Source organism: Nonomuraea sp. NPDC050022, from assembly GCF_044460705.1.
Taxonomy (GTDB): Bacteria; Actinomycetota; Actinomycetes; order Streptosporangiales; family Streptosporangiaceae; genus Nonomuraea.
The window spans coordinates 174913-196607 of the sequence record NZ_JBITKE010000010.1 but is presented as its reverse complement, the minus strand read 5'-3'; the positions used below and the strand labels follow the sequence as shown (position 1 = coordinate 196607).

At 68.1% G+C, this 21695-nt stretch carries 23 protein-coding genes and 2 pseudogenes; 11 read left to right on the top strand and 14 right to left on the bottom strand.

From position 1 onward, the window contains the following. Window positions 1–34: 34 nt before the first annotated feature. From ACIBO2_RS38900 to ACIBO2_RS38880, 5 genes are all read right to left on the bottom strand, one after another. Window positions 35–1048: an ABC transporter ATP-binding protein gene (locus ACIBO2_RS38900; RefSeq protein WP_397303496.1), complete on the bottom strand. Its 1014-nt coding sequence runs from the start codon at window positions 1046–1048 to the stop codon at window positions 35–37. Window positions 1049–1110: 62 nt separating this feature from the next. After that, window positions 1111–2178 (bottom strand): ATP-binding cassette domain-containing protein, encoded by a 1068-nt coding sequence (locus ACIBO2_RS38895; protein ID WP_358535205.1) that lies wholly within the window; start codon window positions 2176–2178, stop codon window positions 1111–1113. Continuing rightward, window positions 2178–3089, bottom strand: coding sequence for a carbohydrate ABC transporter permease (locus ACIBO2_RS38890; protein WP_358535203.1), 912 nt, complete (start codon window positions 3087–3089; stop codon window positions 2178–2180). Before ACIBO2_RS38890 ends, ACIBO2_RS38895 begins: the two co-directional genes overlap by 1 nt. Continuing rightward, the gene (locus tag ACIBO2_RS38885; RefSeq protein WP_358535202.1) at window positions 3089–3955 is read right to left on the bottom strand and encodes a sugar ABC transporter permease; all 867 of its coding nucleotides are present in this window, start codon (window positions 3953–3955) and stop codon (window positions 3089–3091) included. Before ACIBO2_RS38885 ends, ACIBO2_RS38890 begins: the two co-directional genes overlap by 1 nt. An 80-nt stretch (window positions 3956–4035) precedes the next feature. Further along, complete coding sequence (locus tag ACIBO2_RS38880; RefSeq protein ID WP_358535199.1) at window positions 4036–5388, bottom strand: extracellular solute-binding protein; 1353 nt, start codon at window positions 5386–5388, stop codon at window positions 4036–4038. 431 nt (window positions 5389–5819) lie between these two features. Between ACIBO2_RS38880 and ACIBO2_RS38875 the strand changes: the two genes are divergently transcribed. The 4 genes and pseudogenes from ACIBO2_RS38875 to ACIBO2_RS38860 all read left to right on the top strand — a co-directional run. Then, on the top strand, window positions 5820–6563 hold the full coding sequence (locus ACIBO2_RS38875) for a GntR family transcriptional regulator (RefSeq protein ID WP_358535197.1): 744 nt from the start codon (window positions 5820–5822) through the stop codon (window positions 6561–6563). 92 nt (window positions 6564–6655) lie between these two features. Continuing rightward, window positions 6656–7225: a DJ-1/PfpI family protein gene (locus ACIBO2_RS38870; RefSeq protein ID WP_358535195.1), complete on the top strand. Its 570-nt coding sequence runs from the start codon at window positions 6656–6658 to the stop codon at window positions 7223–7225. 19 nt (window positions 7226–7244) lie between these two features. Beyond that, window positions 7245–8066, top strand: a complete 822-nt coding sequence (locus ACIBO2_RS38865) for an alpha/beta hydrolase (protein WP_358535192.1) — start codon at window positions 7245–7247, stop codon at window positions 8064–8066. Between the two features lie 102 nt (window positions 8067–8168). Continuing rightward, window positions 8169–8429, top strand: a pseudogene (locus tag ACIBO2_RS38860) (SDR family NAD(P)-dependent oxidoreductase); the annotation flags it as partial. Window positions 8430–8545: 116 nt separating this feature from the next. On the opposite strand, the pseudogene ACIBO2_RS38855 reads toward ACIBO2_RS38860, so the two are convergent. Beyond that, a pseudogene (locus tag ACIBO2_RS38855) lies at window positions 8546–8743 on the bottom strand (PHP domain-containing protein); the annotation flags it as partial. 223 nt (window positions 8744–8966) lie between these two features. On the opposite strand from ACIBO2_RS38855, the gene ACIBO2_RS38850 reads away from it, so the two are divergent. From ACIBO2_RS38850 to ACIBO2_RS38840, 3 genes are read left to right on the top strand one after another with little or no spacing between them, the layout of a single operon-like run. Next, the gene (locus ACIBO2_RS38850) at window positions 8967–9485 is read left to right on the top strand and encodes a CGNR zinc finger domain-containing protein (protein ID WP_358535190.1); all 519 of its coding nucleotides are present in this window, start codon (window positions 8967–8969) and stop codon (window positions 9483–9485) included. A 44-nt stretch (window positions 9486–9529) separates the two neighbouring features. Next, a complete protein-coding gene (locus tag ACIBO2_RS38845; protein WP_357946807.1) occupies window positions 9530–10138 on the top strand; it encodes a GNAT family N-acetyltransferase in 609 nt (202 codons plus the stop codon). 13 nt (window positions 10139–10151) lie between these two features. Further along, window positions 10152–11027, top strand: a complete 876-nt coding sequence (locus tag ACIBO2_RS38840; protein WP_358535188.1) for a 1,4-dihydroxy-2-naphthoate polyprenyltransferase — start codon at window positions 10152–10154, stop codon at window positions 11025–11027. A 76-nt stretch (window positions 11028–11103) separates the two neighbouring features. Here ACIBO2_RS38840 and ACIBO2_RS38835 read toward each other — a convergent pair whose 3' ends face one another. Continuing rightward, on the bottom strand, window positions 11104–11325 hold the full coding sequence (locus ACIBO2_RS38835; RefSeq protein WP_358535186.1) for a S1 RNA-binding domain-containing protein: 222 nt from the start codon (window positions 11323–11325) through the stop codon (window positions 11104–11106). 148 nt (window positions 11326–11473) lie between these two features. Continuing rightward, a complete protein-coding gene (locus tag ACIBO2_RS38830; RefSeq protein WP_397303487.1) occupies window positions 11474–11845 on the bottom strand; it encodes a VOC family protein in 372 nt (123 codons plus the stop codon). An 85-nt stretch (window positions 11846–11930) separates the two neighbouring features. On the opposite strand from ACIBO2_RS38830, the gene ACIBO2_RS38825 reads away from it, so the two are divergent. After that, window positions 11931–12395 (top strand): MarR family winged helix-turn-helix transcriptional regulator, encoded by a 465-nt coding sequence (locus tag ACIBO2_RS38825; RefSeq protein WP_357946797.1) that lies wholly within the window; start codon window positions 11931–11933, stop codon window positions 12393–12395. A gap of 65 nt (window positions 12396–12460) precedes the next feature. On the opposite strand, the gene ACIBO2_RS38820 is transcribed toward ACIBO2_RS38825, so the two are convergent. The 6 genes from ACIBO2_RS38820 to ACIBO2_RS38795 all read right to left on the bottom strand — a co-directional run bounded on the left by ACIBO2_RS38820 (window position 12461) and on the right by ACIBO2_RS38795 (window position 19173). Then, window positions 12461–12946, bottom strand: a complete 486-nt coding sequence (locus ACIBO2_RS38820) for a GNAT family N-acetyltransferase (RefSeq protein WP_397303484.1) — start codon at window positions 12944–12946, stop codon at window positions 12461–12463. A 137-nt stretch (window positions 12947–13083) separates the two neighbouring features. Further along, complete coding sequence (gene dapB, locus ACIBO2_RS38815) at window positions 13084–13821, bottom strand: 4-hydroxy-tetrahydrodipicolinate reductase (RefSeq protein WP_358535179.1); 738 nt, start codon at window positions 13819–13821, stop codon at window positions 13084–13086. A 71-nt stretch (window positions 13822–13892) separates the two neighbouring features. Next, window positions 13893–15203: a pitrilysin family protein gene (locus ACIBO2_RS38810; protein WP_358535177.1), complete on the bottom strand. Its 1311-nt coding sequence runs from the start codon at window positions 15201–15203 to the stop codon at window positions 13893–13895. Further along, on the bottom strand, window positions 15200–17536 hold the full coding sequence (locus ACIBO2_RS38805) for a polyribonucleotide nucleotidyltransferase (protein WP_358535175.1): 2337 nt from the start codon (window positions 17534–17536) through the stop codon (window positions 15200–15202). The genes ACIBO2_RS38810 and ACIBO2_RS38805 overlap by 4 nt, the downstream gene beginning before the upstream one ends. A gap of 273 nt (window positions 17537–17809) precedes the next feature. Beyond that, entirely contained in the window at window positions 17810–18079 is a 270-nt protein-coding gene (gene rpsO / locus ACIBO2_RS38800; RefSeq protein WP_214642971.1) for a 30S ribosomal protein S15, read from the bottom strand. 164 nt (window positions 18080–18243) lie between these two features. Then, entirely contained in the window at window positions 18244–19173 is a 930-nt protein-coding gene (locus ACIBO2_RS38795) for a bifunctional riboflavin kinase/FAD synthetase (protein ID WP_358536129.1), read from the bottom strand. A gap of 83 nt (window positions 19174–19256) precedes the next feature. Between ACIBO2_RS38795 and ACIBO2_RS38790 the strand changes: the two genes are divergently transcribed. The 3 genes from ACIBO2_RS38790 (at window position 19257) to ACIBO2_RS38780 (ending at window position 21655) form a co-directional block, all read left to right on the top strand. Beyond that, complete coding sequence (locus tag ACIBO2_RS38790; RefSeq protein ID WP_358535173.1) at window positions 19257–20276, top strand: SAM-dependent methyltransferase; 1020 nt, start codon at window positions 19257–19259, stop codon at window positions 20274–20276. A 111-nt stretch (window positions 20277–20387) separates the two neighbouring features. Continuing rightward, entirely contained in the window at window positions 20388–20972 is a 585-nt protein-coding gene (locus tag ACIBO2_RS38785) for a hypothetical protein (RefSeq protein ID WP_358535171.1), read from the top strand. A 5-nt stretch (window positions 20973–20977) separates the two neighbouring features. Continuing rightward, on the top strand, window positions 20978–21655 hold the full coding sequence (locus tag ACIBO2_RS38780) for a fibronectin type III domain-containing protein (RefSeq protein WP_397303478.1): 678 nt from the start codon (window positions 20978–20980) through the stop codon (window positions 21653–21655). Window positions 21656–21695: the final 40 nt, after the last annotated feature.

Genomic DNA, 21695 nt, shown 5'->3' with positions numbered 1-21695 from the left:
TGCGGGCGCATGTTGACGTCGCCGCCCTGCGCGGTTACCTCCCAGCCTCGGACAGCGCCAGCCCGGTGCCCGCATCGAACAGGTGCGCACGGTCCAGGTCGACCGTGACAAGCAGCCGCTCGCCCGGCGTACCGGTGACGGTGGGTCGTGCCTTGACCTTGAGGATCTCCGTCCCCACTCGGACGTCGACCACCGTTCGGTCACCGAGCGGCTCAAGGCCGTAGAGCTCACCCGACAACGACGCGTTCCCACGCTGCTCGACGGACAGGTCCTCTGCGCGCAGGCCCAGCAGCAGCGGACGACCGTCCTCAGCCGTGGTCCAGCGGGGCCGCGGCAGCGTCCAGCCTTCCGCCCCGAGCAGACGATCTCCCTCGGCGTGGCAGGCGAGCAGGCTGATCGGCGGGCTCCCGACGAAGCCTGCGACCCACTGGTTGGCTGGACGCTCGTACACCTCGGTCGGCGTTCCGACCTGTTGCACCTTCCCCTCCTTGAGGACCGCGACCTGGTCGGCCATGGACAGGGCCTCGACCTGGTCGTTGGTCACGTAGACGAAGGTTCCCCCGAGGCTCCGGTGGATGCGGGTGAGCTCGGTGCGCATCTCGACGCGGAGCTTGAGGTCGAGGTTCGTCAGCGGCTCGTCCATGAGAAACGCGCGCGGGCGACGGACCAGCGCCCGGGCCAGGGCGACACGCTGCATCTCACCGCCCGACAACTGCGCGGGACGACGCTGCAGCAGACGTTCGATGTGCAGCAGGCTCGACATCTGCTCGACGGCAGCGGCGACCTCGCTCGAAGAACAGCGGCGTGCCCGCAGCGGCGAAGCGATGTTTTCGTACACCGTGTGTCGCGGATAGAGGGCGTAGCTCTGGAAGACCATGGCCAGGTCGCGTGCGGCCGGGGCGTCACCGGTCGCGTCCCTCCCGTCCAGATGCACCGACCCGGCGTCAAGCTTCTCAAGGCCGGCGATCGCTCGCAGGGTCGTCGTCTTGCCTGCCCCGGAGGGCCCGAGCACGACGAAGAACGAGCCGTCCGGCACGTCCAGCGTCACCCCGTCCAGGGCCTGGACTTTACCGAAGGACTTGCACAGCCCGTGCACTGCCACGGTTCCCATCAGGCCACCAGCTCTTCCGTGCTCACGTCGTAGACCGGCGGGGGCCCGCCGGTGTGCCGCAGCCCGACCGGTGCGTCAGCAGCGAAACGGACAGTCGGTGGCATCCGAACCCGTACGTCGCGCTGGCCGCCGTGGTCAACCACGTAGATGATTTCGTCGCCCAGCCACTCCGCCGAGACCACGCGGGCCGGGACCGAACATTCCTCCCCTGGTTCCGTGACTTCCAGCGCCTCCGGCCGGACGCCTGCGACCAGGCAACGGTCGCGCGGCAGGCTTGGCGGTGGTGTGAGGACCAGTCCGCTCTGACTGCGCAACTTCCCGTCGGCCACCTCCACCTCGATCAGGTTCATCGGCGGGGAGCCGATGAACGCGGCGCAGAAAAGACTCGCCGGACGGTCGTAGACCTCCAGCGGCGTGCCGATCTGCTCGACGCGGCCCTTGTTGAGGATGGCGATTCTGTGACCGAGCGACATCGCCTCGACTTGGTCGTGGGTGACGTAGACCAACGTCGTCCCCAGTTCCCCCTGCAGGTGCTTGATCTCCGTGCGCATGTCCGCCCTCAGCTCCGCGTCCAGATTGGTGAGAGGTTCGTCCATGAGGAATGCGCGCGGTCGTCGCACCAGGGCGCGAGCAAGCGCAACGCGCTGCTGCTCCCCGCCGGACAGCCGGTGCGGTCGCCGGTCCAGGAGCGGACCAAGCCGCATCAGCCGGGCGGCCTCCTCGACCCGCTCGTGCACCTCCGGCTTGGGCAGTCCCTCGGCCCGCAGGGGGAACGCCAGGTTGTCGCGGGTTCTCAGATGCGGGTAGAGAGCGTAGAACTGGAACACCATGGCGATGTCGCGCTCGGCGGGCGGCAGGTCGTTGACCAGCGTGTCGCCGATGCGGATGTCGCCCGTCGTCTGCCTCTCCAGGCCGGCTATGGCCCGCAGCGTGGTCGTCTTGCCGCAACCCGAAGGGCCGAGCATCACGAACAGCTCGCCGTCCCCGATGGACAGATCCACGTGATCGACTGCGACCGTCCCGTCCGGGTAGCGCTTGTGCAGGGCGGTCACCTCGATGCCCGCCATCAGCGTCGCACCGCCCCGAGCGTCACACCGGCGACGAGGTGCTTGCGCACCAGGTAGGCGAAGACGAGCACCGGTAGGGCGAACACCACTGAGGCGGCGGCCACGAGACCCCAGTCCACAGTGGTTCCACCGATGAGGCCGGCGATGGCGGGCGGGGCCGTCCGCACGTTGTCGCTGGAGGTGAGGAAGATGGCGAACACGAACTCGTTCCACGAGAAGATGAGTGCGAAGACCGCCGTCGCGGCGATGCCGGGCACGAGCAGGGGAAGGGTGAATCGCCAGAACGCCTGCAAGCGGGTGTAGCCGTCGAGCATGGCGGCATCCTCATACTCCGCGGGCACCTCGTCGACGAACCCCTTCATCATCCAGATCGTGAACGGGACGTTGAACGCTGTGTAGATGAGGATCAGGCCGAGCTTGGTGTCGAAGAGTCCGACTTGGCGGTACATGAGGAAGATCGGGATCACGACCACCACGGGCGGCATGAAGCGGGTGGACAGGATGAAGAACAGTTGGTCCTTCTTGGCCTTCACGGCGAAGCGTGAGTAGGCCCAGGCCGCCGGGACCCCCAGTACGGTGGCCAGCACCGTGGAGACCCCGGCGACCACGACGGAGTTGAGGAACGAGACGGACAAGGCCGAGCGACCGCCGCCGGAGGCGAAGAACACGTCCTTGAAATGGTCCATAGTGACCTTGAAGTCGAAGAACTTGGCCGGGATGGCGTAGACGTCCCGGTTCTCCTTGATGGACGTCTCGATCATCCACAGCACCGGAAAGAGCATCACGACGGCCAGCGCGGTCAGTAGCGCGACCTCCAGCACGGAGCGGCCCCGGCCGCCAAGGCGGCGCGCGGGGGGCGTGTGATCCCGGACAGGACCTGTGGACACGGTCTCGTCGACAGATACGCCCATCAGTCCTCCTTGAGCTTGTTCAAGTAGCGCATGTAGAGCTGCGTGAGGACGATGACGATGAGGACCATGAGGATCCCGTACGCTGACGCGGTTCCGGTGTTGAAACCCAGGAACGCGACCTTGTAGACGTGGAACGACAACGTCTCGGTGGAGACCCCCGGACCTCCGCTGGTGAGGATGTAGACGAGGTCGAACAGCCGGAAGGCCTCGATGGCCCTGAACAACACAGCGATGAGGAGCAGCGGCCACACCAGCGGAAGAGTGATGGTGCGGAACCGGAACCACTCGGACGCCCGGTCGATCGAGGCGGCCTCGTACAAGTACTTGGGGACCGCGGTAAGGCCCGCGAGTGCGATGAGCATGATGAACGGCGTCCATTGCCAGGTGTCGACCACGATCAGGGAAATCAATGCTGTTCGCTGCCGGGTGAGCCACTCCACCTGCCCCAGGCCGAGCGAGCTGAGCATGCTGTTGATCACGCCGAATTGCGCGTCGAGCATGAATCGCCAGAACAGCCCGACCACGACCGGCGACAGCATCATCGGAACCAGGAACAGAGTGGTCAGCAGTCCTCGCCCGTGCGTGCGCCGTGAGATCAGGTAGGCGATGGTGAAACCGAGCACGGTCTGCAGGGTGACCGCGCCGATCACGTAGATCAACGTCGTCAAGGTCCTCAGGTGGACCTGCGCCGAAGACAGGATGGCGGTGTAGTTCTCGAACCAGATGAAATGGGCGGGCCCCCCGCGGGTGGCCGAGTAGTCGGTGAAAGACAGGTACAACGCCCACAGCAGCGGGAACACCGACATTGCGAGCAACAGCAGCAACGCGGGGGAGATGAAGGCCACGGTGAGCCGGCGGTCGCTCAAGTGGCGGGACCAACCCGGTGCGGGCGGCGTCGCAGACGCCACCTGCCCGGGGTGGTCGGTCGTCAGAGGGACGGGGTTACTCACAGTCCGCCGCCGCCCTTGCGGCTGCTGGAGTCGAGCACGCCCTGCTGCTCCTTGGCGATGTCGTCGAGCGCGTCCTTCGGCTTCTTCGCGCCGTTGAGAGCCGCGTTCACGTTGGTGTTCTCGATGTCGACGAGGCGCGCGTACTCGGGGACGTTCCACATGTCCCGCATCCGCGGAACCGAGTCGGTGTACACCTTGTTGAACGGCTGGGCGTTGAGGAACTCGGGCGACTCCAGGGCGTCCGTACGCGATGGCACGCCGCCGGCGGCGGCCCACTTCTTCTGGATGTCAGCCTGCTCGAACCACTTCATGAAGTTCAGGGCCTCCGCCTGCTTCGTCGTGGAGGAGTAGGCCGACACGTGCATCCCCATGCCGCCGAGAGGCACCAGGTTCGTCTTTTGGCTCGGCAGGGGGGCAAAACCCAGCTTGTCGAGAATCTGCTCCCGCGTGGTGCCGAGCGTCGACTGCTTCGGGTCGAGCAGGCCGCCGCTCGCGGCGATCCAGTTGAACGCGATGCATGCCTTCCCCTGGGCGACCGCCGCGTTCACCTCGTCGATGAACCAGTTGCCTGAGCCCTTGGCGGTCAGCGGCTTCATCTTGTTGACCAGGACGTCCATCGCCTCCTGGCCCGCAGCGTCGTTGAGGACGCCCTGGATCTTGCGCGTCTTGGAGTCCCAGAGGTTGCCGCCGTAGATGCCGTTGACCGTGTTGTAGGTCACGGCCGCGGCGTCGGAGCCGTTGGCCTGGTGGAAAGCCAGCCCGCTGACGCCGGGGTGGTCCGCCTGGCACTTCTCGGCGACTGAGATCATCTCGTCCCAGGTCTGCGGTGGCTTTTCGCCGATCAGGTCCTTGCGGTAGATCATCGTCCAGGTGTCGCCGAGCAGCGGCAGTCCGTACAGGCTGGCGTTTTCGTCGCGCTTCCCGGTCTCCGCCTGGGGGAACTGGCCGTAGGCCGCCAGGAGGTACGGGTTGTAGGCCTTGACGTCGATGTTCTTCTTGACGAAGTCGGTGATGTCGAGGATGTTGCCGTTCGTCACGGCCTCGCCGATGTGTTGCGAGTCCAGGATCGGGATGTCGAAGTCGGTCTTGTGCGCTGCGAACTGGGTGAATATCGCGTCGTGCCAGTTCGCGTTCGGCACGGTGTTGACCTTGATGGTCACATTCGACCGCTCCTTGGTGTACTCCGCGTTCGCGAAGGCTTCCAGCGCGTGGGCGGGGGGCCAGTCGAACCAGACGAAGCTGAGGGTCAGCGGGTCCTTGGTGAGCTCCGGGATGGTCGCCGGCGCCTTGGGGGCGCTCGCCGCGCCGTCGTCCTGACCACAAGCCGCCATGGTCGTGGCCACTAACATGGCCGCCGCCGCCAGTCCTATTCGCTTCGGATACCGCATCTTCTTGCCTGCTTTCTGGGTGGGGACCTCTGGAGCCTTGCTGCGTGCTTCGCCGAGCAGTTGCTGGGTTGTTCAGACGTGTTGCCGGCTGTCGCAGGGGCTGACCCGCAGACCGGCGTCACTAGTACGCCGCGACGTAATGGGGCTTCAAGCAGTCAAGAAGTCCTTCGGTCCCTGTGCGGCCCGGTGGCGAATCGAGTAGGACGTCGAGCATGCTCATAGGAGCTCCAACTAACCGAAGCGGAGCGATGGCGGGCGGTTCCGCGCTGGGTGAAGGATGGCTGGCATCCGCCACCTTTCCTATACGATCCGAGTGGGAGCGTCAACATCCCGGAGCGTTGCGACCGATGTCAACAGGTTCCCGAAAACGCAAGAAAGGACCTCACGTCACGATGGACGACGAAGCGACGATCGCGCGGCGCCGTGGGGCCACGACGGACGGAATGCCGCCGGGAAGATCTCGCGGCCGGCTCGCCGACGAGGTGTACGACACGCTGCTCGGACAGCTGATGTCGCTACGGATCGAGCCTGGCTCCCGCGTCACGATCGACGTCCTGGCGCGGGAGCTGGGGGTCTCGCAGACGCCGATCCGAGACGCTCTGAACCGCATGGAGGCCGAGGGCCTGGTCGTGCGTGTGCCCCATGCCGGCTATCGCATTCCCCCCCAAATCACCCGTCACCGCTTCGAGGACATGCTTGAGCTCCGCCTGCTCCTCGAGCCGGCGGCGGCGCGCAGATCCGCAGAACGCGCATCCTCGAAGCAGGTGGCCGATCTGCGACGACTGCTGGAGGAGATGGCGGAGCTGGAGGGGGGCGATGGGCCCATGGCCTATGGCGCCTTCGGGCTGCGCGACGCCGCTTTTCACGATCTCGTCGCCCTGAGCGCGGAGAACCAGGTCATCCGCGAAGCGCTCGCTCGCCTGCACACACACGTGCACCTGTTCCGGCTTCTCCACGACACCCAGGTCACTCACTTGGCCATGGCCGAGCACGAAGAAGTCGTGGCCGCGATCGCCGCGCGTGACTCCGACGCCGCCGCCTACGCCATGCGTCGGCACATCCTGCTGTCCGGCGAGCGGTTCCGACGGTTGTTCGACGAGGCCGAGGGCGCGGACGGAATGGCAGTGGAGGCTTGACGGGCGGGCCGGGCCGAGGAATGCTAACGCAATCGGATCGGATCGGATCGGATTGGATCCACCTCACCCGCCTCAGATGCGAGGAGAAGCAGGTGCCCAGAGCGCTGCTCCTGACCGGCGACGCCGCCGAGGAGCTCGACACCATGTATCCCTACTATCGCGTGCAGGAGGGCGGCTGGGACGTTGACGTCTCGTCACGGACGATGCGTGACGTTCAGCTGGTCATCCACGAGTTCGACCCTAACTCCGACGCCTACGTGGAGAAGAACGGCCGAAAGTTGCCGGTCGACGTGCCCTGGGCCGAGGTCGACGTCGAGCGCTATGACGCCCTTATCATCCCTGGGGGACGTGCCCCCGAGTGGATCCGGGTCGACGCCGACGTCAGGCGCATCACCGAGCACTTCTTCGCGCGCGACCTCCCGATTGCCCTGGTGTGCCACGGCGCGCAGGTGCCGGCTGTGTACGGGCTACTGAAGGGTCGGAGGACGGCGTGCTTCCCCCCCATCACCGGTGACATGGAGAACGCGGGCGCGACGGTCGTCGACGCTCCCGACGTCGTGGACGGCAACCTCGTCTCCTGCCGGGGGTGGCCCGACATGCCGCAATTCGGCAGGGCGATGATGGAGCTCTTTTCGAAGTCCATCAACTCCGCATCGGCATGAGCACACCTGACCTGTCCCGGTGACGGCACTTCGGACCGTCACAGTCGAGGGCTCCCCCGTCCACGTCCTGGAGAGCGGCACCGGGCCCGCGGTGCTGATGCTGCACGGCTCCGGACCCGGTACGACCGGATCCGGCGCCTGGGCAACGACGACACAGGCGCTGGGCACGTCCTGGCATCTGGTGGCTCCTGACCAGGCGGGGTTCGGCCGTACACCAATCCCGGCGGGCTCCAGGGGTGGGCTCCGGCTGTGGACGGAGCAGGCCGCGGGCCTGATGGATGCTCTCGGTGTCGAGCACTACGCCGTGGTGGGTCACTCCATGGGCGGTGCCGTGGCGCTGGCGTTGGCGGCCGCGCGTCCCCAGCAGGTCACCCGTGTCGTGGCGGTCTCGACGATGGGCGCCCCCGGGGCGCCGCTGTCCGCCGAGCTCGACGCGATCTGGGCCGCCCCCGCCGGCCCGCTCGGGGCACGAGACATGCTGAGTCGCCTCGTCCTCGACCAAGCGCTCGTGACCGAGTCGGCCGTCGCTGCCCGTGCGGCTGCGATGCGAGCGGGGGCGGCCGCATTCGCGTCGCTGTTCCCTCCACCTAGGGCACGTTGGGCCGACGAGCTCACCCTCTCGGCGCAAACGCTGGCAGGGGTCCGCGCGCCCGTGCTGCTCGTCCACGGCGCCGAGGACCGAGTCACCCCGCTCGGGACGGCAGCCCTGCCCCTGCTCGAACACCTGGCCGATGTCCGTCTGTACGTGCTCGGCCGATGCGGGCACGTGCCGGCGCTCGAGCACCCGCACGACTTCAGGCGGCTCCTGTCGTGCTTCCTCGGCCGGGAACGAGGTCACTAATTGCTGCGACAGGTCCGCAGCCCGTGCTCAAGCAGATCAGCTTGAAGCAGGCGTGATCCGCGCAGAAGCTAGCGCCCTCCCCGAGACCCGAGCCATGACGAGGCAGTGGCCGAGGTCATCGCTCGACATGGTCGCATCGACATCCTCGTGAACAACGCCGGACGTAGCCACGTCGGTGCCGTGGAGGAAACCGGCCAGGCCGAGCAGCGGGCCCTGTTCGAGGTCCACTTCTTCGGCCCCGCGGCGCTGACCCGCGCCGCCCTTCCCCACCTGCGGGCACGGCGGTCCGGCGCGATCGTGCAGGTCAGCGTCTGGCCTAGCGTGACATCGTGTCCCGCTCGGAAATACGGTTTCGTACTCTGAACTGGGGTTTGCTGCATGATCAAGCCAGCGACTGCGACCATCGCTAGGTGTTGTTGTCGCTTGTCTACCGGCTGGTTCTTGAACGCGAAGAACCCGCTCGGATCGGCCTTCTCAGCCACCAGCGGCGGGATGGCAAGGTCTCGGCTGATGCGGCTCAGGCCGTCGCGGACCCGGCGCTCGATGTGGAGGCCATGGTCCATGATCTCCAGGTAGAAGTTGTCCTTGCCGAAGATCTCCTGGTATTTCGCGGCAGCCTTGGGCGCCTCGTCGTACTGCCCGAGCCGCAGCCTCGTCTGCACCTCACCCGACGGGCAGACTCCCACAGCGAGATCAGGAAGAACTCGGGCATGTCCCCGCTGGCGCGCCTGGTGAAGTAGGCGCCGCGGTTGCCCGGCGTCTCGGTGTAGCCGGGAAATCCGGTGCGCAGGAGGTAGTCCTCGTAGGCCGCGGCATCGGACTCCCGGGTCCAGCCCCGCCAGGTGCGAACGATCATGGGACCCATGATGGCGCAACCTGCTATTGCCGTACAGTGGTGACATGCTGGCGCCCGCGGAGCTCGTGCGCGACTTCGTGAACACCTACGCTCTCGATTCCGATGCCGACGAGCTGGCCTCACCCGCCGAGCTGGCCATCTGGCTCCGGGAGCGGGGTCTGATCGGCACGCGCGACCGCGCGACCGACGAGGACCTCACCGCCGCGCTCACCCTGCGGGAAGTCCTGCGGATGGGGTTAAGACGCGAAACTCCGGAGATGCCCGGACTGCTGGCCTTTCCGCTGCTGGTACGCGTCGGCGCCACCCCGGATCTGATCCCCGTCGAGGACGGCGTCCGGGGCGGTCTGGCCAGGATCGCCGCCGCCGTGACGGATCAGTCGTGGCACCGGCTGAAGGTCTGCGCCGAGAGCATGTGCCAGTGGGCGTTCATCGACTCCTCGAAGAACCGATCACGCTCGTGGTGTTCCATGCGGGTATGCGGCAACCGCACCAAAACGCGCGCCTACCGGGCGAGGAAGCAGGGTTCGCGTCATCTCCAAGGCTCAAACACCGATACGGTGTAACTCGTGCCTTGTGGCATGGACGGCAGGCGAAGGAGCGGGCCGAGATGGCAGACGTAGGCGTCCGGGCGGCCCGGCGCGAGGATGTGCTCCAGGTTGCGAACACTCAGATCCGCGCCTGGCGCTACGGCTATCGGGAGTTCCTCCCCGAGGGGCCGCTCGAGCAGATGACGGGGGCCGCGGCGGAGAAGATGTGGCTGCGGCAGTGGGACGAGGCGATCGTCGCCCCGCCCACACCCATGCACCGGGTGCTGGTGGCGGTGGAGACCATCCTCGACACCGAGGGCTTCCCGGCTCTGGGCGTGGGGGGCAGCGCCGCCCTGGCCACGCCGCGCGGCGGTGAGCGGGTGGTCGGCCTGGCCTCACACGCCCCCGCCGAAGACCCCGACCTCGACCCGACCATCGTCGCCGAGATGCTGACCCTGCTGGTCGATCCCGACTTCGTCCGGCGCGGGCATGGCAGCCGGCTGCTCAACGCCACCGTCGACCACCTGCGGGAGGACGGTTTCCGGCAGATCGTCACCTGGGTGTTCGCCGACAACTACGCGGTGCTGGGCTTCCTGGAGTCGGCCGGCTGGGGCGAGGACATGGCCGAGCGCGTGCTCGACATGGGGCGTCCTATCCGCATGGTCAGGCTCACCACCGACATCAGCTAGAGGATTCGTCGATATGGCAACCCCCGGCCAGTGGATCGCCGGCGCACGTCCCCGCACCCTGCCCAACGCCATCGTGCCCGTCATGGTCGGCACCGGCGTGGCGATCGGCGAGGACGGCTTCGTCTGGTGGCGCGCGATCGTCGCGCTGCTCGTGGCCCTGTCGCTGCAGATCGGCGTCAACTACGCCAACGACTACAGCGACGGCATCCGCGGCACCGATGACCAGCGGGTCGGCCCGATGCGCCTGGTCGGCTCGCGGGTGGCCACGCCGCCGCAGGTGCTCGCGGCCGCGCTCGGCTGCTTCGGCGTCGCCGCGGTGCTCGGGCTGATCCTGGTCCTGGCCACCCAGGCGTGGTGGATCCTGCTCGTGGGCGCCGCCGCGATCGCCGCCGCCTGGTTCTACACCGGCGGCAAGTCTCCGTACGGCTACCGCGCGCTCGGCGAGGTGGCGGTGTTCGTCTTCTTCGGCATCGTGCCCGTGGTCGGCACCGCGTACGTGCAGACTGAGCACCTGTCCTGGGCCGCTTTGGTGGCCTCTATCCCCATCGGGCTCCTGTCGTGCTCCATGCTCGTCGTGAACAACCTGCGCGATGTGGCGACCGACGGCGAGTCGGGCAAGCGGACGCTGGCGGTCGTGCTGGGCGCGGCGCGCACTCGTACGCTGTACGCGACGTGCTTGATCGTGCCGTTCGTGATCGCCCTGGCCATGATCCTGGTCGCCCCCCTGGCCGCGGCGGCCGTGCTCGCCGCGCCACTGGCGATCGCGCCGGTCAAGACGGTCCTGAACGGCGCCGTCGGCCCGGCGTTGATCGGCGTCCTGCAGCAGACCGGCAAGCTGCAGCTGGCGTACGGGCTGCTGTTCACCCTCGGCCTCGCGATCACCCTGTAGCTCTGCGGTCGGTCACCCTGTAGGCGGTTACGCGACGTGCGGGGGCCGGTAAGGGCCCCCGCACGCGCCATCAGCCTCAGCTCGCGGTGAGTCTCAGCCGCCGGTTGTCATGGTCGACCTCGGCGATCCGTACCGAGACGCTCGACCCGACCTGTCGCTGCTCCGGCCCGACGAGCAGCCCATGGATGCCGCCGGCGACCTCTATGAAGGCGCCGAACGGAAAGACACTGGCCACTCGCCCGTCGAGCACGTCACCGACGGTGTGCCGCGCGGTGAAGCCTTCCCAAGCACTGGACATGCGATCACCTCCTTCCTCTGCGATCTCCGCTTGGGGTACGCGAGAGGCGGCGGGCCACGGGCCCGCTCGGTGATCAAGGCGTGACCGGGCGCCCCGTCTCGTCATGGCACTTGGCCGACCCGGCAGTCACGGTCGCCACCCTACTCCGCTAGGGGACGGCCGTGAACAGCTCGTAGCTGTGACCGTTGGGGTCCCTGACATAGACGCCACGGCCGCCGCCGAGGTGGTTGATCTCGCGGTCCCAGCCGTGGCCCGGGCCGGAGCCGTACGAGATCGACTGGGACTCCTGGAGGCGGCGCAGCACCGCGTCGAAGGTGTCGTCGTCGATCAGGAACGCGTAGTGGCCCGGCTGGACCTGGTGCCGGTCGTCGAAGTCGAACGCCAGGTCGTCGTTGACCCTGACGGGCACGAACGGACCGGACGGCTCGGAGACCGGCAGCCCGAGCAGGTCGGCGAGGAACGTGGCGGCGGCCGTCTTGTCGGCCGCCGGGACGATCAGATGGTTCAGGACGATGGACATGTCGCCTACCCTCACGAGAGACAATATATGCGATTCGCACACACTATATGTGCATATCGCATCCATCCGGGGGTACAGTGTGGACATGAACGCGCACGGCGTTACCCCCGCTGACGGCGACGGCGGTCCCGCGCTCTTCCGGCTGGTGCGCTTCTGGTCGCGCCGGTGGATCAACAGCGCCTCGGAGGAGCAGACCGGGGAGACCCGCCACGTGCAGCACATCCTGGCCGTGGAGGCCGTCGACACCGGCAACGACGCCACCGAGGAGGCCACCGTCGGCACCGTGGCCCATCAGCTCGGTCTCGACCACTCCGGGGCCAGCCGCATCGTCAAGGACGCCACCAAGGCGGGCTACCTGGCCCGCGCCTCGTCCGAATACGACCGCCGGCGCGCGTCGCTGCAGCTCACCGCGCATGGCGAGAATCTCCTGGCGGGCTCGCGCCAGTGGCAGCGCCGCGCCTTCGACGAGCTCACCGTGGGGTGGGACGACTACGACCGCCGGCAGTTCGCCTCATACCTGAAGCGACTGGCCGACGAGCTCGGCGTCTGACCCGCCACGACTCGACCGGGCCCGGCATCTGTCACGGCATCCGCCACGGCCTGACCTGCCACGGCTTAACCTGCCACGACCGACCGCATGACCACGCGCGGCGCCACCTCGATGCCCAGCTCGCGTTCGTGCTCGACCAGCGCCCGCAGCTCCGGCCCCCACTCCGGCTCGGGCAGCACGGAGAAGCCGTGCCGCGCGTACCAGGGCGCGTTCCAGGGGACATCCCGGTAGGTCGTCAGCGTCACCGCGGCCGCGCCGCTCGCGGTCGCGTGGTCGCGCACCGCCGCGACGAGCCGCCCGCCGATCCCCTGCCGCATCCTCGACGGGTGTACGGCCAGCTGGTCCAGGTGCAGGTTGCCGTCGACCCAGCCGATCAGCGCGAACCCGACAGGCGGCTCCCCTTCGACCAGCACGACGGACGGATCCGTGACCTCTTCGATCATGGTCGTCCCCGGCGGAAAAACGATCCCCACCTGCTCGAACAGCCCGTCGGCCGCCAGCTCCACATCGACCAGTCCGGGCAGCTCCCCCGGCTCGACCCATCGCGCCATGCCGACACGTTCTCATGTTCGGCCTGCTCGCGCCCCTGGATATTAATGTGGTGAGCACAGGCTCGGCTGTGCGGTGCCGGGATCCCCTCCTCACGTCGTGCCCATGACCCGGGTCAGGTCGTGGGCATGACGTGTGTTCAGAGGTCGAGCAGCGGCTCCAGGCCGACGGTCAGGCCGGGCAGCTCGCGCACCCGGCGCACACCGAGCAGCACGCCCGGGGTGAACGACGAGCGGCTCATCGTGTCGTGCCTGATCGTGAGGATCTCCCCGTCGCCGCCCAGCAGCACCTCCTGGTGGGCGATCAGCCCGCTCAGGCGTACGGCGTGGACGTGGACGCCGCCGACGTCGGCGCCGCGCGCCCCGTCGAGCTCGGCGGAGGTGGCGTCGGGCATCGGGCCCATCCCGGCCTTGGCGCGCGCCTCCGCGACCAGCTCGGCCGTGCGGCGGGCGGTGCCGGACGGCGCGTCGGCCTTGTTGGGGTGGTGCAGCTCGACGATCTCGACGGAGTCGAAGTGCTTGGCCGCCATCTGGGCGAAGTGCATCATGAGCACGGCGGCGATGCCGAAGTTGGGGGCGATCAGGCAGTTGGTGCTGGGAAACTTGGCCAGCCACCCGCGCACGGTGTCGAGCCGCTCGGCGCCGAAGCCGGTGGTGCCGACCACCGGGTGGATCCCGTGGGCGATCGCCCATTCGAGGTTGCCCATGACGACGTCGGGATGGGTGAAGTCGACGACCACCTCTGCCCCTTGGAGCCCTTCGATGGCGTCGTCCTTGTCGAGCGCCGCCACCAGCTCCAGGTCGGGAGCCGCCTCTACCGCCTTGCACACCTCGACGCCCACGCGACCACGCGCGCCCAGCACACCTACCTTAATCACAGGTCAACCCTATACCTGCCGAACCGCGCGGACCCTCCGGGGAGGAGGGTCACACGCGCCTCGGCAAGGCATCAGGCGATGGCGCTGGAGAAGTCCTTGTCGCCGTACGGACCGATCACGGCGAGCGTGAGCGGCCGGTTGAGGACGTCGGCCGCGACCTCGGCGATCTCGTCCGGAGTGACGGCCTCGATTCTGGCCAGCACCTCGTCCACGGACAGCAGCTCGTCGTAGACCAGTTCGTTCTTCCCGATCCGCGACATGCGTGAGCCGGTGTCCTCCAGCCCGAGCACCAGCCCGCCCCGCATCTGCCCCTTGCCGCGCATGATCTCGTCGGCCTCGAGGCCGTCGTCGACCACCCTGACGACCTCGTCACGGCAGATCTTGAGCACGTCGTCGATCTTCGACGGCAGGCAGCCCACGTAGATACCGAACTGGCCGGTGTCGGCGTAGGCAGAGGTGTAGCTGTAGGCGGAGTAGGCCAGCCCGCGCTTCTCCCTGATCTCCTGGAAGAGACGAGACGACATGCCGCCGCCGAGCGCCGCGTTGAGCACGCCGAGGGCGAAGCGCCGGTCGTCCGTACGGGACATGCCGGTCGTACCGAGCACCAGGTTGGCCTGTTCGGTAGGACGGTCGAGCACCTTGACCCCCGACCAGGTTCGGGCGCCCGGCCCGCTCGTGCGGGGCGGGTCGGCCTCCAGCGGTCCGCCGAGCGCGCCCGCCCGCTCGTAGGCGCGCACGACCAGCTCGACGACATCCTCGTGCCGGATGTTGCCGGCGACGGAGACGACCGTGCGGCGCGGCTCGTAGTGCTGCTGGTAGTAGCCGGCGATCCGGTCGCGGGGAAGCTCGTTGATCGACTCGACCGTGCCGAGGATGGGCCGTCCGATCGGCGAGTCTCCGTAGAGCGCCGCCGCGAACTGCTCGTGCACGACATCGGACGGGTCGTCGTCATGCATGGCGATCTCTTCGAGGATCACCCCGCGTTCGGACTCGACGTCGTCGGGGGTGATCAGCGAGCTGGTCACCACGTCGGCGAGCACATCCACCGCGACCGGCAGGTCCTCGTCGAGCACCCGGGCGTAGTAGCAGGTGTATTCCTTGGCGGTGAAGGCGTTGATCTCCCCGCCGATGCCCTCGATGGACGCCGAGATCTCCATGGTGTCGCGCGTGGGCGTGCCCTTGAAGAGCAGGTGTTCGAGGAAGTGGGTGGCCCCCATGTGCTGGGAGTCCTCATCACGCGAGCCGATGCCGACCCACATGCCGACCGCGACACTACGCACGGTCGGCATGGTCTCGGTCACCACGCGCAGCCCACCGGGAAGGACGGTGCGCCTTACCACCCCGGCCCCGTCACGGCCGGGGTGCAGCGTGGTGGTTCTCACGAGTTGCGGTCGTCTCCATCGGAACCGTCGGCGCGGGGCGCGCGCACCCGGGTGCGGGTACGGCGGGGACGGTCGTCGCGCGGCTTGTCATCCGACGCGGCGGCCGGCGCCTCGGCACCTTCGGAGGAGTCGGCCTCGCCCTTGGCCTCCTTCTCGGCGGCCTCCTTCTCGATCACCTCGACCGGAACCAGGGACAGCTTGCCCCGGCCGTCGATCTCGGCGATCTCGACCTGGACCTTCTCGCCGACGCTCATGACGTCTTCCACGTTCTCGATGCGCTTGCCGCCGTGCAGCTTGCGGATCTGGGAGACGTGGAGCAGGCCGTCCTTGCCGGGCATCAGCGAGACGAACGCGCCGAAGGCGGCGATCTTCACGACCGTGCCCAGGTAGCGCTCGCCGACCTCCGGCATGTGCGGGTTGGCGATGCCGTTGATCACCGTGCGGGCGGCCTCGGCCGACGGGCCGTCGGTGGCACCGATGTAGATGGTGCCGTCGTCCTCGATGGTGATCTCGGCGCCCGTGTCGTCCTGGATCTGGTTGATCATCTTGCCCTTCGGGCCGATGACTTCGCCGATCTTGTCCACGGGGACCTTGATGGTGATGATGCGCGGCGCGGTCGGGTTCATCTCCGCCGGAGAGTCGATCGCCTCCTGCATCACCTCGAGGATGGCCAGGCGGGCGCCCTTTGCCTGCTTCAGCGCGGCGGCCAGCACGGAGGCGGGAATGCCGTCGAGCTTGGTGTCGAGCTGAAGCGCGGTGATGACGTCCTTGGTGCCGGCGACCTTGAAGTCCATGTCGCCCATGGCGTCCTCGGCGCCGAGGATGTCGGTCAGCGTGACGTACTGGTCACCCTCGCCGATCAAGCCCATCGCGATGCCCGCGACCATCTCGCGCAGCGGCACACCGGCGTCGAGCAGCGCCATCGTGGAGGCGCAGACCGAGCCCATCGAGGTGGAGCCGTTGGAGCTCAGTGCCTCGGAGACCTGGCGGATGGCGTACGGGAACTCCTCGCGCGAGGGCAGGACCGGGATCAGCGCCCGCTCGGCCAGCGCGCCGTGACCGATCTCCCGGCGCTTGGGCGAGCCCACGCGGCCGGTCTCACCGGTGGAGTAGGGCGGGAAGTTGTAGTTGTGCATGTAACGCTTGGTCCGCTCGGGGTTGAGCGTGTCGATGACCTGCTCCATGCGCAGCATGTTGAGGGTCGTGATGCCCAGGATCTGGGTCTCACCACGCTCGAACAGCGCCGAGCCGTGCACCCGCGGCACCACGTGGACCTCGGCGGACAGCGCGCGGATGTCCTTGGTGCCGCGGCCGTCGATGCGCAGGCCCTCCTTGATGACCCGCTCGCGCATGAGCTTCTTCATCACCGAGCGGAAGGCGGCGGAGATCTCCTTCTCGCGGCCCTCGAACTCGGGAAGCAGCTTCTCGACGGCCAGCGCCTTGACCTTGTCGAGCTCGGTCTCGCGCTCCTTCTTGCCGGCGATGGTCAGCGCGGCGGCGAGCTCGGTCTTGACCGCGCTCTCCAGGGCGGCGTAGACGTCCTCCTGGTAGTCGAGGAAGACGGCGTATTCGGCGGTCTCCTTAGCCGCGACCTGCGCGACCCGCGACTGCGCCTCGCACAGCACCTTGATGAACGGCTTGGCGGCCTCAAGGCCCTGCGCGATCGTCTCCTCGTTGGGCGCGACGGCGCCCTCGGCGATCAGCTTCAGCGTGTCCTTGGTGGACTCGGCCTCGACCATCATGATCGCGACGTCGCCGTCGCCGAGCACCCGCCCGGCCACGACCATGTCGAACGTGGCGCGCTCGAGCTCGTGGTGCGTCGGGAAGGCGACCCACTGGCCGTCGATCAGCGCGACGCGGACGCCGCCGATCGGGCCGGAGAACGGCAGCCCGGCGAGCTGCGTCGACAGCGAGGCCGCGTTGATGGCGACCACGTCGTAGAGGTGGTCGGGGTTGAGGGACATGACCGTGGCGACGACCTGGACCTCGTTGCGCAGCCCCTTGACGAACGACGGGCGCAGCGGCCGGTCGATCAGGCGGCAGGTGAGGATGGCGTCCTCGGAGGGACGGCCCTCACGGCGGAAGAACGAGCCGGGGATGCGTCCCGCGGCGTACATGCGCTCCTCGACGTCCACCGTCAGCGGGAAGAAGTCGAGGTTTTCCTTGGGCGACTTCGAGGCGGTGGTCGCGGACAGGACCATCGTGTCGTTGTCGAGATAGGCGACGGCGGAACCCGCCGCCTGGCGCGCCAGACGACCGGTCTCGAACCGGATCGTGCGTGTGCCGAATGAGCCGTTGTCTATGACGGCTTCAGCGGTGTGGACACCCTCCACGGGGGACCTCCTTGGTCAGTCAGTCTCCCGCGCCCTCTTTCTCACCGGCACCCTCGTTAGGTGCAGCGCCGGTCTTCGATCGAAGCGCCCGGTCAGAACTGTCACTGTTACCGGAAGCCACTACCGAGGACCGGCCCGCATGCGTCGCGGGTCGCTTGGTGCTTGTGCGGACGCGGGGGCTCTTAAGTGTGTCTCGGATATTCAGTTGTACGGCGCTCGACGCGCCGGTGGTGCAATGAGAAGGGAGCGACGCGAACGCCGCTCCCTCTCACTCTATCGGCGCAGGCCGAGGCGCTCGATGAGCGCACGGTAACGCGCGATGTCGACCTTCTGCAGGTACTTCAGCAGGCGGCGCCGACGCCCGACGAGCAGCAGCAGGCCACGACGGCTGTGGTGGTCGTGCTTGTGCGTCTTCAGGTGCTCGGTCAGCTCGCTGATGCGCTTGCTGAGCAGCGCGATCTGCACCTCGGGCGACCCGGTGTCGCCGTCGGCCGTCGCGTATTCAGCGATGATGGTCTTCTTGGCAGCGGTGTCGAGGGACACGGCTCTCCTTTGAGCTACAGGCACGCGCGAATAGATAAATGATGCGAGCGACCGTGCGTGCCTACAGTCGCCGCGGCGAAGGCCGTCAGAGCAGCGCGCAGCGCCGCCGTCACTGGACCGACATGCAAGGTTACCATCGCGGTCAAGCGCCGCGTCATCAATCCTCAGCCCGAGGTCAGCCGCCTGGCCTGGTCGACGTCGCTGTGGATCTGGGCGATGAGCTCCTCGATCGAGTCGAACCGGGTGTTTCCCCGCAGTCTCGCGGCGAAGTCTACCGCCACGTGCACGCCGTACAGCTCCAGGTCGTCGCGGTCCAGCGCGTACGCCTCGACCGTGCGCGGGACCCCTTCGAAGGTGGGGTTGGTGCCGACGGAGATGGCGGCGGGCCAGCGCTCGCCCGCGTAGAGGGCGGGCAGGTTGGCGACGGGCACGCACTCCAGCCAGCCCGCGTAGACCCCGTCGGCGGGGATGGCCGTGTGGGGCGGCGTCTCGACGTTGGCGGTGGGGAAGCCGAGCCGGCGACCGCGCTGGTAGCCGCGCACGACCACGCCCTCCACCCGGTGCGGGCGGCCCAGGCCCGCCGTGGCGCCCTCGACGTCACCGGCCGTCAGCCGGCCGCGGATCTCGGTGGCGGAAACCCCGTCGAGCAGGGGGACCACCTCGACGGCGAAGTCGTACTTCTCGCCGAGCGCGACCAGCGTCTCGGTGGTGCCGGCCGCGCGGTGGCCGAAGGTGAAGTTCGCCCCCACCACGACCACGGCGGCCCGCAGCCGGTCGGCCAGGATCGACTGGGCGAACTCGCCGGGGCTCATCCTGGACAGCTCCAGCGTGAACTCCTCGACGCACACCTCGCCCACGCCGAGCCCGGTCAGCAGCTCCGACCTGCGCCTCGGCGTGGTCAGGCGGGCCGGGTGGGACCCGGGCCGGACCACCTCGGCGGGGTGCGGCTCGAAGACGACCGCGACGCCGCGCAGACCGCGCTCCCGGGCGGCGGCCACGGCCCGCTCGACCACCTGTTGGTGCCCGCGGTGCACGCCGTCGAACACGCCGATCGTGACGGCGGACCTATCCGAACCCTGCACGCCCGGCCCCATTCGCTTGTCGCGGATCAATCCCCCACCAGCCTGCCATGCGGCGCCGCGTCAGCTCCAATCGAGGGGGTACGATCGGCCGCACCATGCCTCGATACGCACTTCTGATCCTGCCTGCCTTCAACCGTGTCTACGGTGAGAGCGCGGTCCGCCTGACCCTCGCCGAGCTGGCCTTCTTCGGCCGGCGGGCCCTGGAGACCGAGGTGTCGGACCTCGGGGAGAGCGTGATCGGCGGCCTGCCGTACGTGAGCTTCGAGACGGCCGCGCCGCTCGGCGCCGGTGACGTCGCGCTGCTGTCCAACCTCTCCTCGGTCTACGCGCTCTATGGGATCGAGGGCGAGCTGCTGCGGCCGCTCACCGTGTCGCCGCTCGACCGGCTCAGCAGCGATCTGATCACGATCCAGAAATACGCCGGCAAGACGAACGAGCACTTCACCAAGCTGCTGCTGAACGTCACGGTGCTGGCCAGCGATCGGCGGCTGGACGAGCGACTGTCGGTGTTCGATCCGCTGTGCGGGCGTGGCACCACGCTCAACCAGGCCCTCATGTACGGATATGACGCCTATGGGGCCGATGTCGACAGCAAGGACTTCGAGGCGTACGCCGGCTTCCTCAGGACCTGGCTGAAGAACAAGCGGTTCAAGCACACCGCCGAGACCGTACCCGTACGGCGCGAGCGGGCGCTGGTCGGCCGGCGACTGAACATCTCCTTCAGCCGGTCGAAGGAGGAGTTCAAGTCCGGCGACACGCAGCGCGTCTCCGTGGTCAACGCCGACACCCTGCGCAGCCGCGAGTTCTTCAAGCCGCGCTCCTTCGACGTCGTGGTGACCGACGCCCCCTATGGCGTGCAGCACGGCAGCAGGGGCGGCGGCGGTGGGCTGTCGCGCAGCCCCCTGGAGCTCATCAGGAAGGCCGCGCCCGTCTGGGCGGAGCTGCTGCGGCCCGGCGGCGCCCTCGGCATCTCGTGGAACACCTATGGCGGCACCCGCGACGACCTGGCCGAGATTCTCGCCAAGGCGGGGCTCGACGTGGTCGATCTGCCGGACTTCGAGCACTGGGTCGACCAGGCGATCGTCCGCGACATCATGGTGGCCCGCAAGCCATAAGAGGTCGGACCTCTCCCCCGCTTCCGACAGCTCACATCACAACTCTTGACGAGGAGTGTGACGAGTGATCCTATGAATCCTGATAGGAAAGTTTCCTAATCGGGAGGAACGATGCGATTAGTCGCCACGGGCGCGCTAGCAATCGGATTACTCGTCCCAGCTCTGCCCGCCGCGGCCGACCCTGTGGAGTCGGGACCTTGGACCTCATACGAGCCGACGTTCACCGTCCAGGAGCGGGGTTGCGGTGACGTCAACGACCTGACCTTCAAGCTGAGCTGCTCCACCGGCAGCGGCGACCAGCGGGCCGAGCGGCGTTACGCCACCTACTCCAGCGGCACCCGCCAGTTCGAGGGCTACTTCAAGATCACCAGTCTGGAAGGCACCCGCATCAGCCTGAAGCAGACCTTCAAGACGACCGGCCCGTTCTTCATGCTCGCCGTCGAACGCGGCGGCCGGCTCTACTCCGTGCACGGCGGCGACACCATCGCCACCGGCGCCACGATCGGCACGACTGTCCGCGTCAACACCGTTCATGTGGTCGGCAGCACCCATCGGACCTACATCAACGGGTCGCTGAAGCACACCGTGTCGAGTGAGGGCGGCAGCTTCTACGACAAGTTCGGCGCCTACCGGACGGGCAGCGGCAAGGGTCCGGCCACGGTCGAGTGGAGCGGCATCCAGTTCTGGCGCAAGTAGCGGCGATGAGAGCAGCTCTGGTGGCTTTGCTCCTGCTGACGGCCGCCTGCTCGGCGCCGCGGCAGACGCCGGTCCGCCTGACGGCCACCCTTGTGTCGCCGACCGACATCACGCTGCGCTGGGAGGGCCGCGAGCCGGACGCCTCGGGGCACGTCCTGGAGTTCGCCACCGAGCCACAGGGGCCGTACACGATCCTGGGGTTCCTGCCGCCGGAGCAGAGCACGTACACGCATCCCGATCTGATCCCGCGCACACCGTTCTACTACCGGTTGCGGCCCTACTACGGCCAGGCCTCCGCGCCGGTGGACGTGGCGCTGGGCGGCGGCCCGTACGCCAAGCCGCAGCCCGGCTGGTCGGAGCCGCGGACCATCCCCGGCGGCCCGAAAGGGGCGCGGCCGGTCAGGAGCGAGGGGGCGGCGCCGTCGGATCTGCGGGCCATCGTGACGCAGGCCGACGGCGTGGCGTTCCAGTGGACCGACCGGACCTCCGACGAGGAGGGCTTCCTGCTGGAGGACCGCCCGTCGGGCCGGCCGGACTTCCGGGTCGTCGCCGCCCTCGATCCGGACGTCAACGCCTTCGGCCTGGTCACGCTGCCCGAGGAGAGCCGCGCGTCCTACCGGGTGCGCGCCTTCCGCTACGGGCCGCCGTCGAACGTCGCCCACCAGACCACGGGCGGCTCTTAGGAAATGAACCTTAGGAAATGAACCTTTAGGAAATGAACCT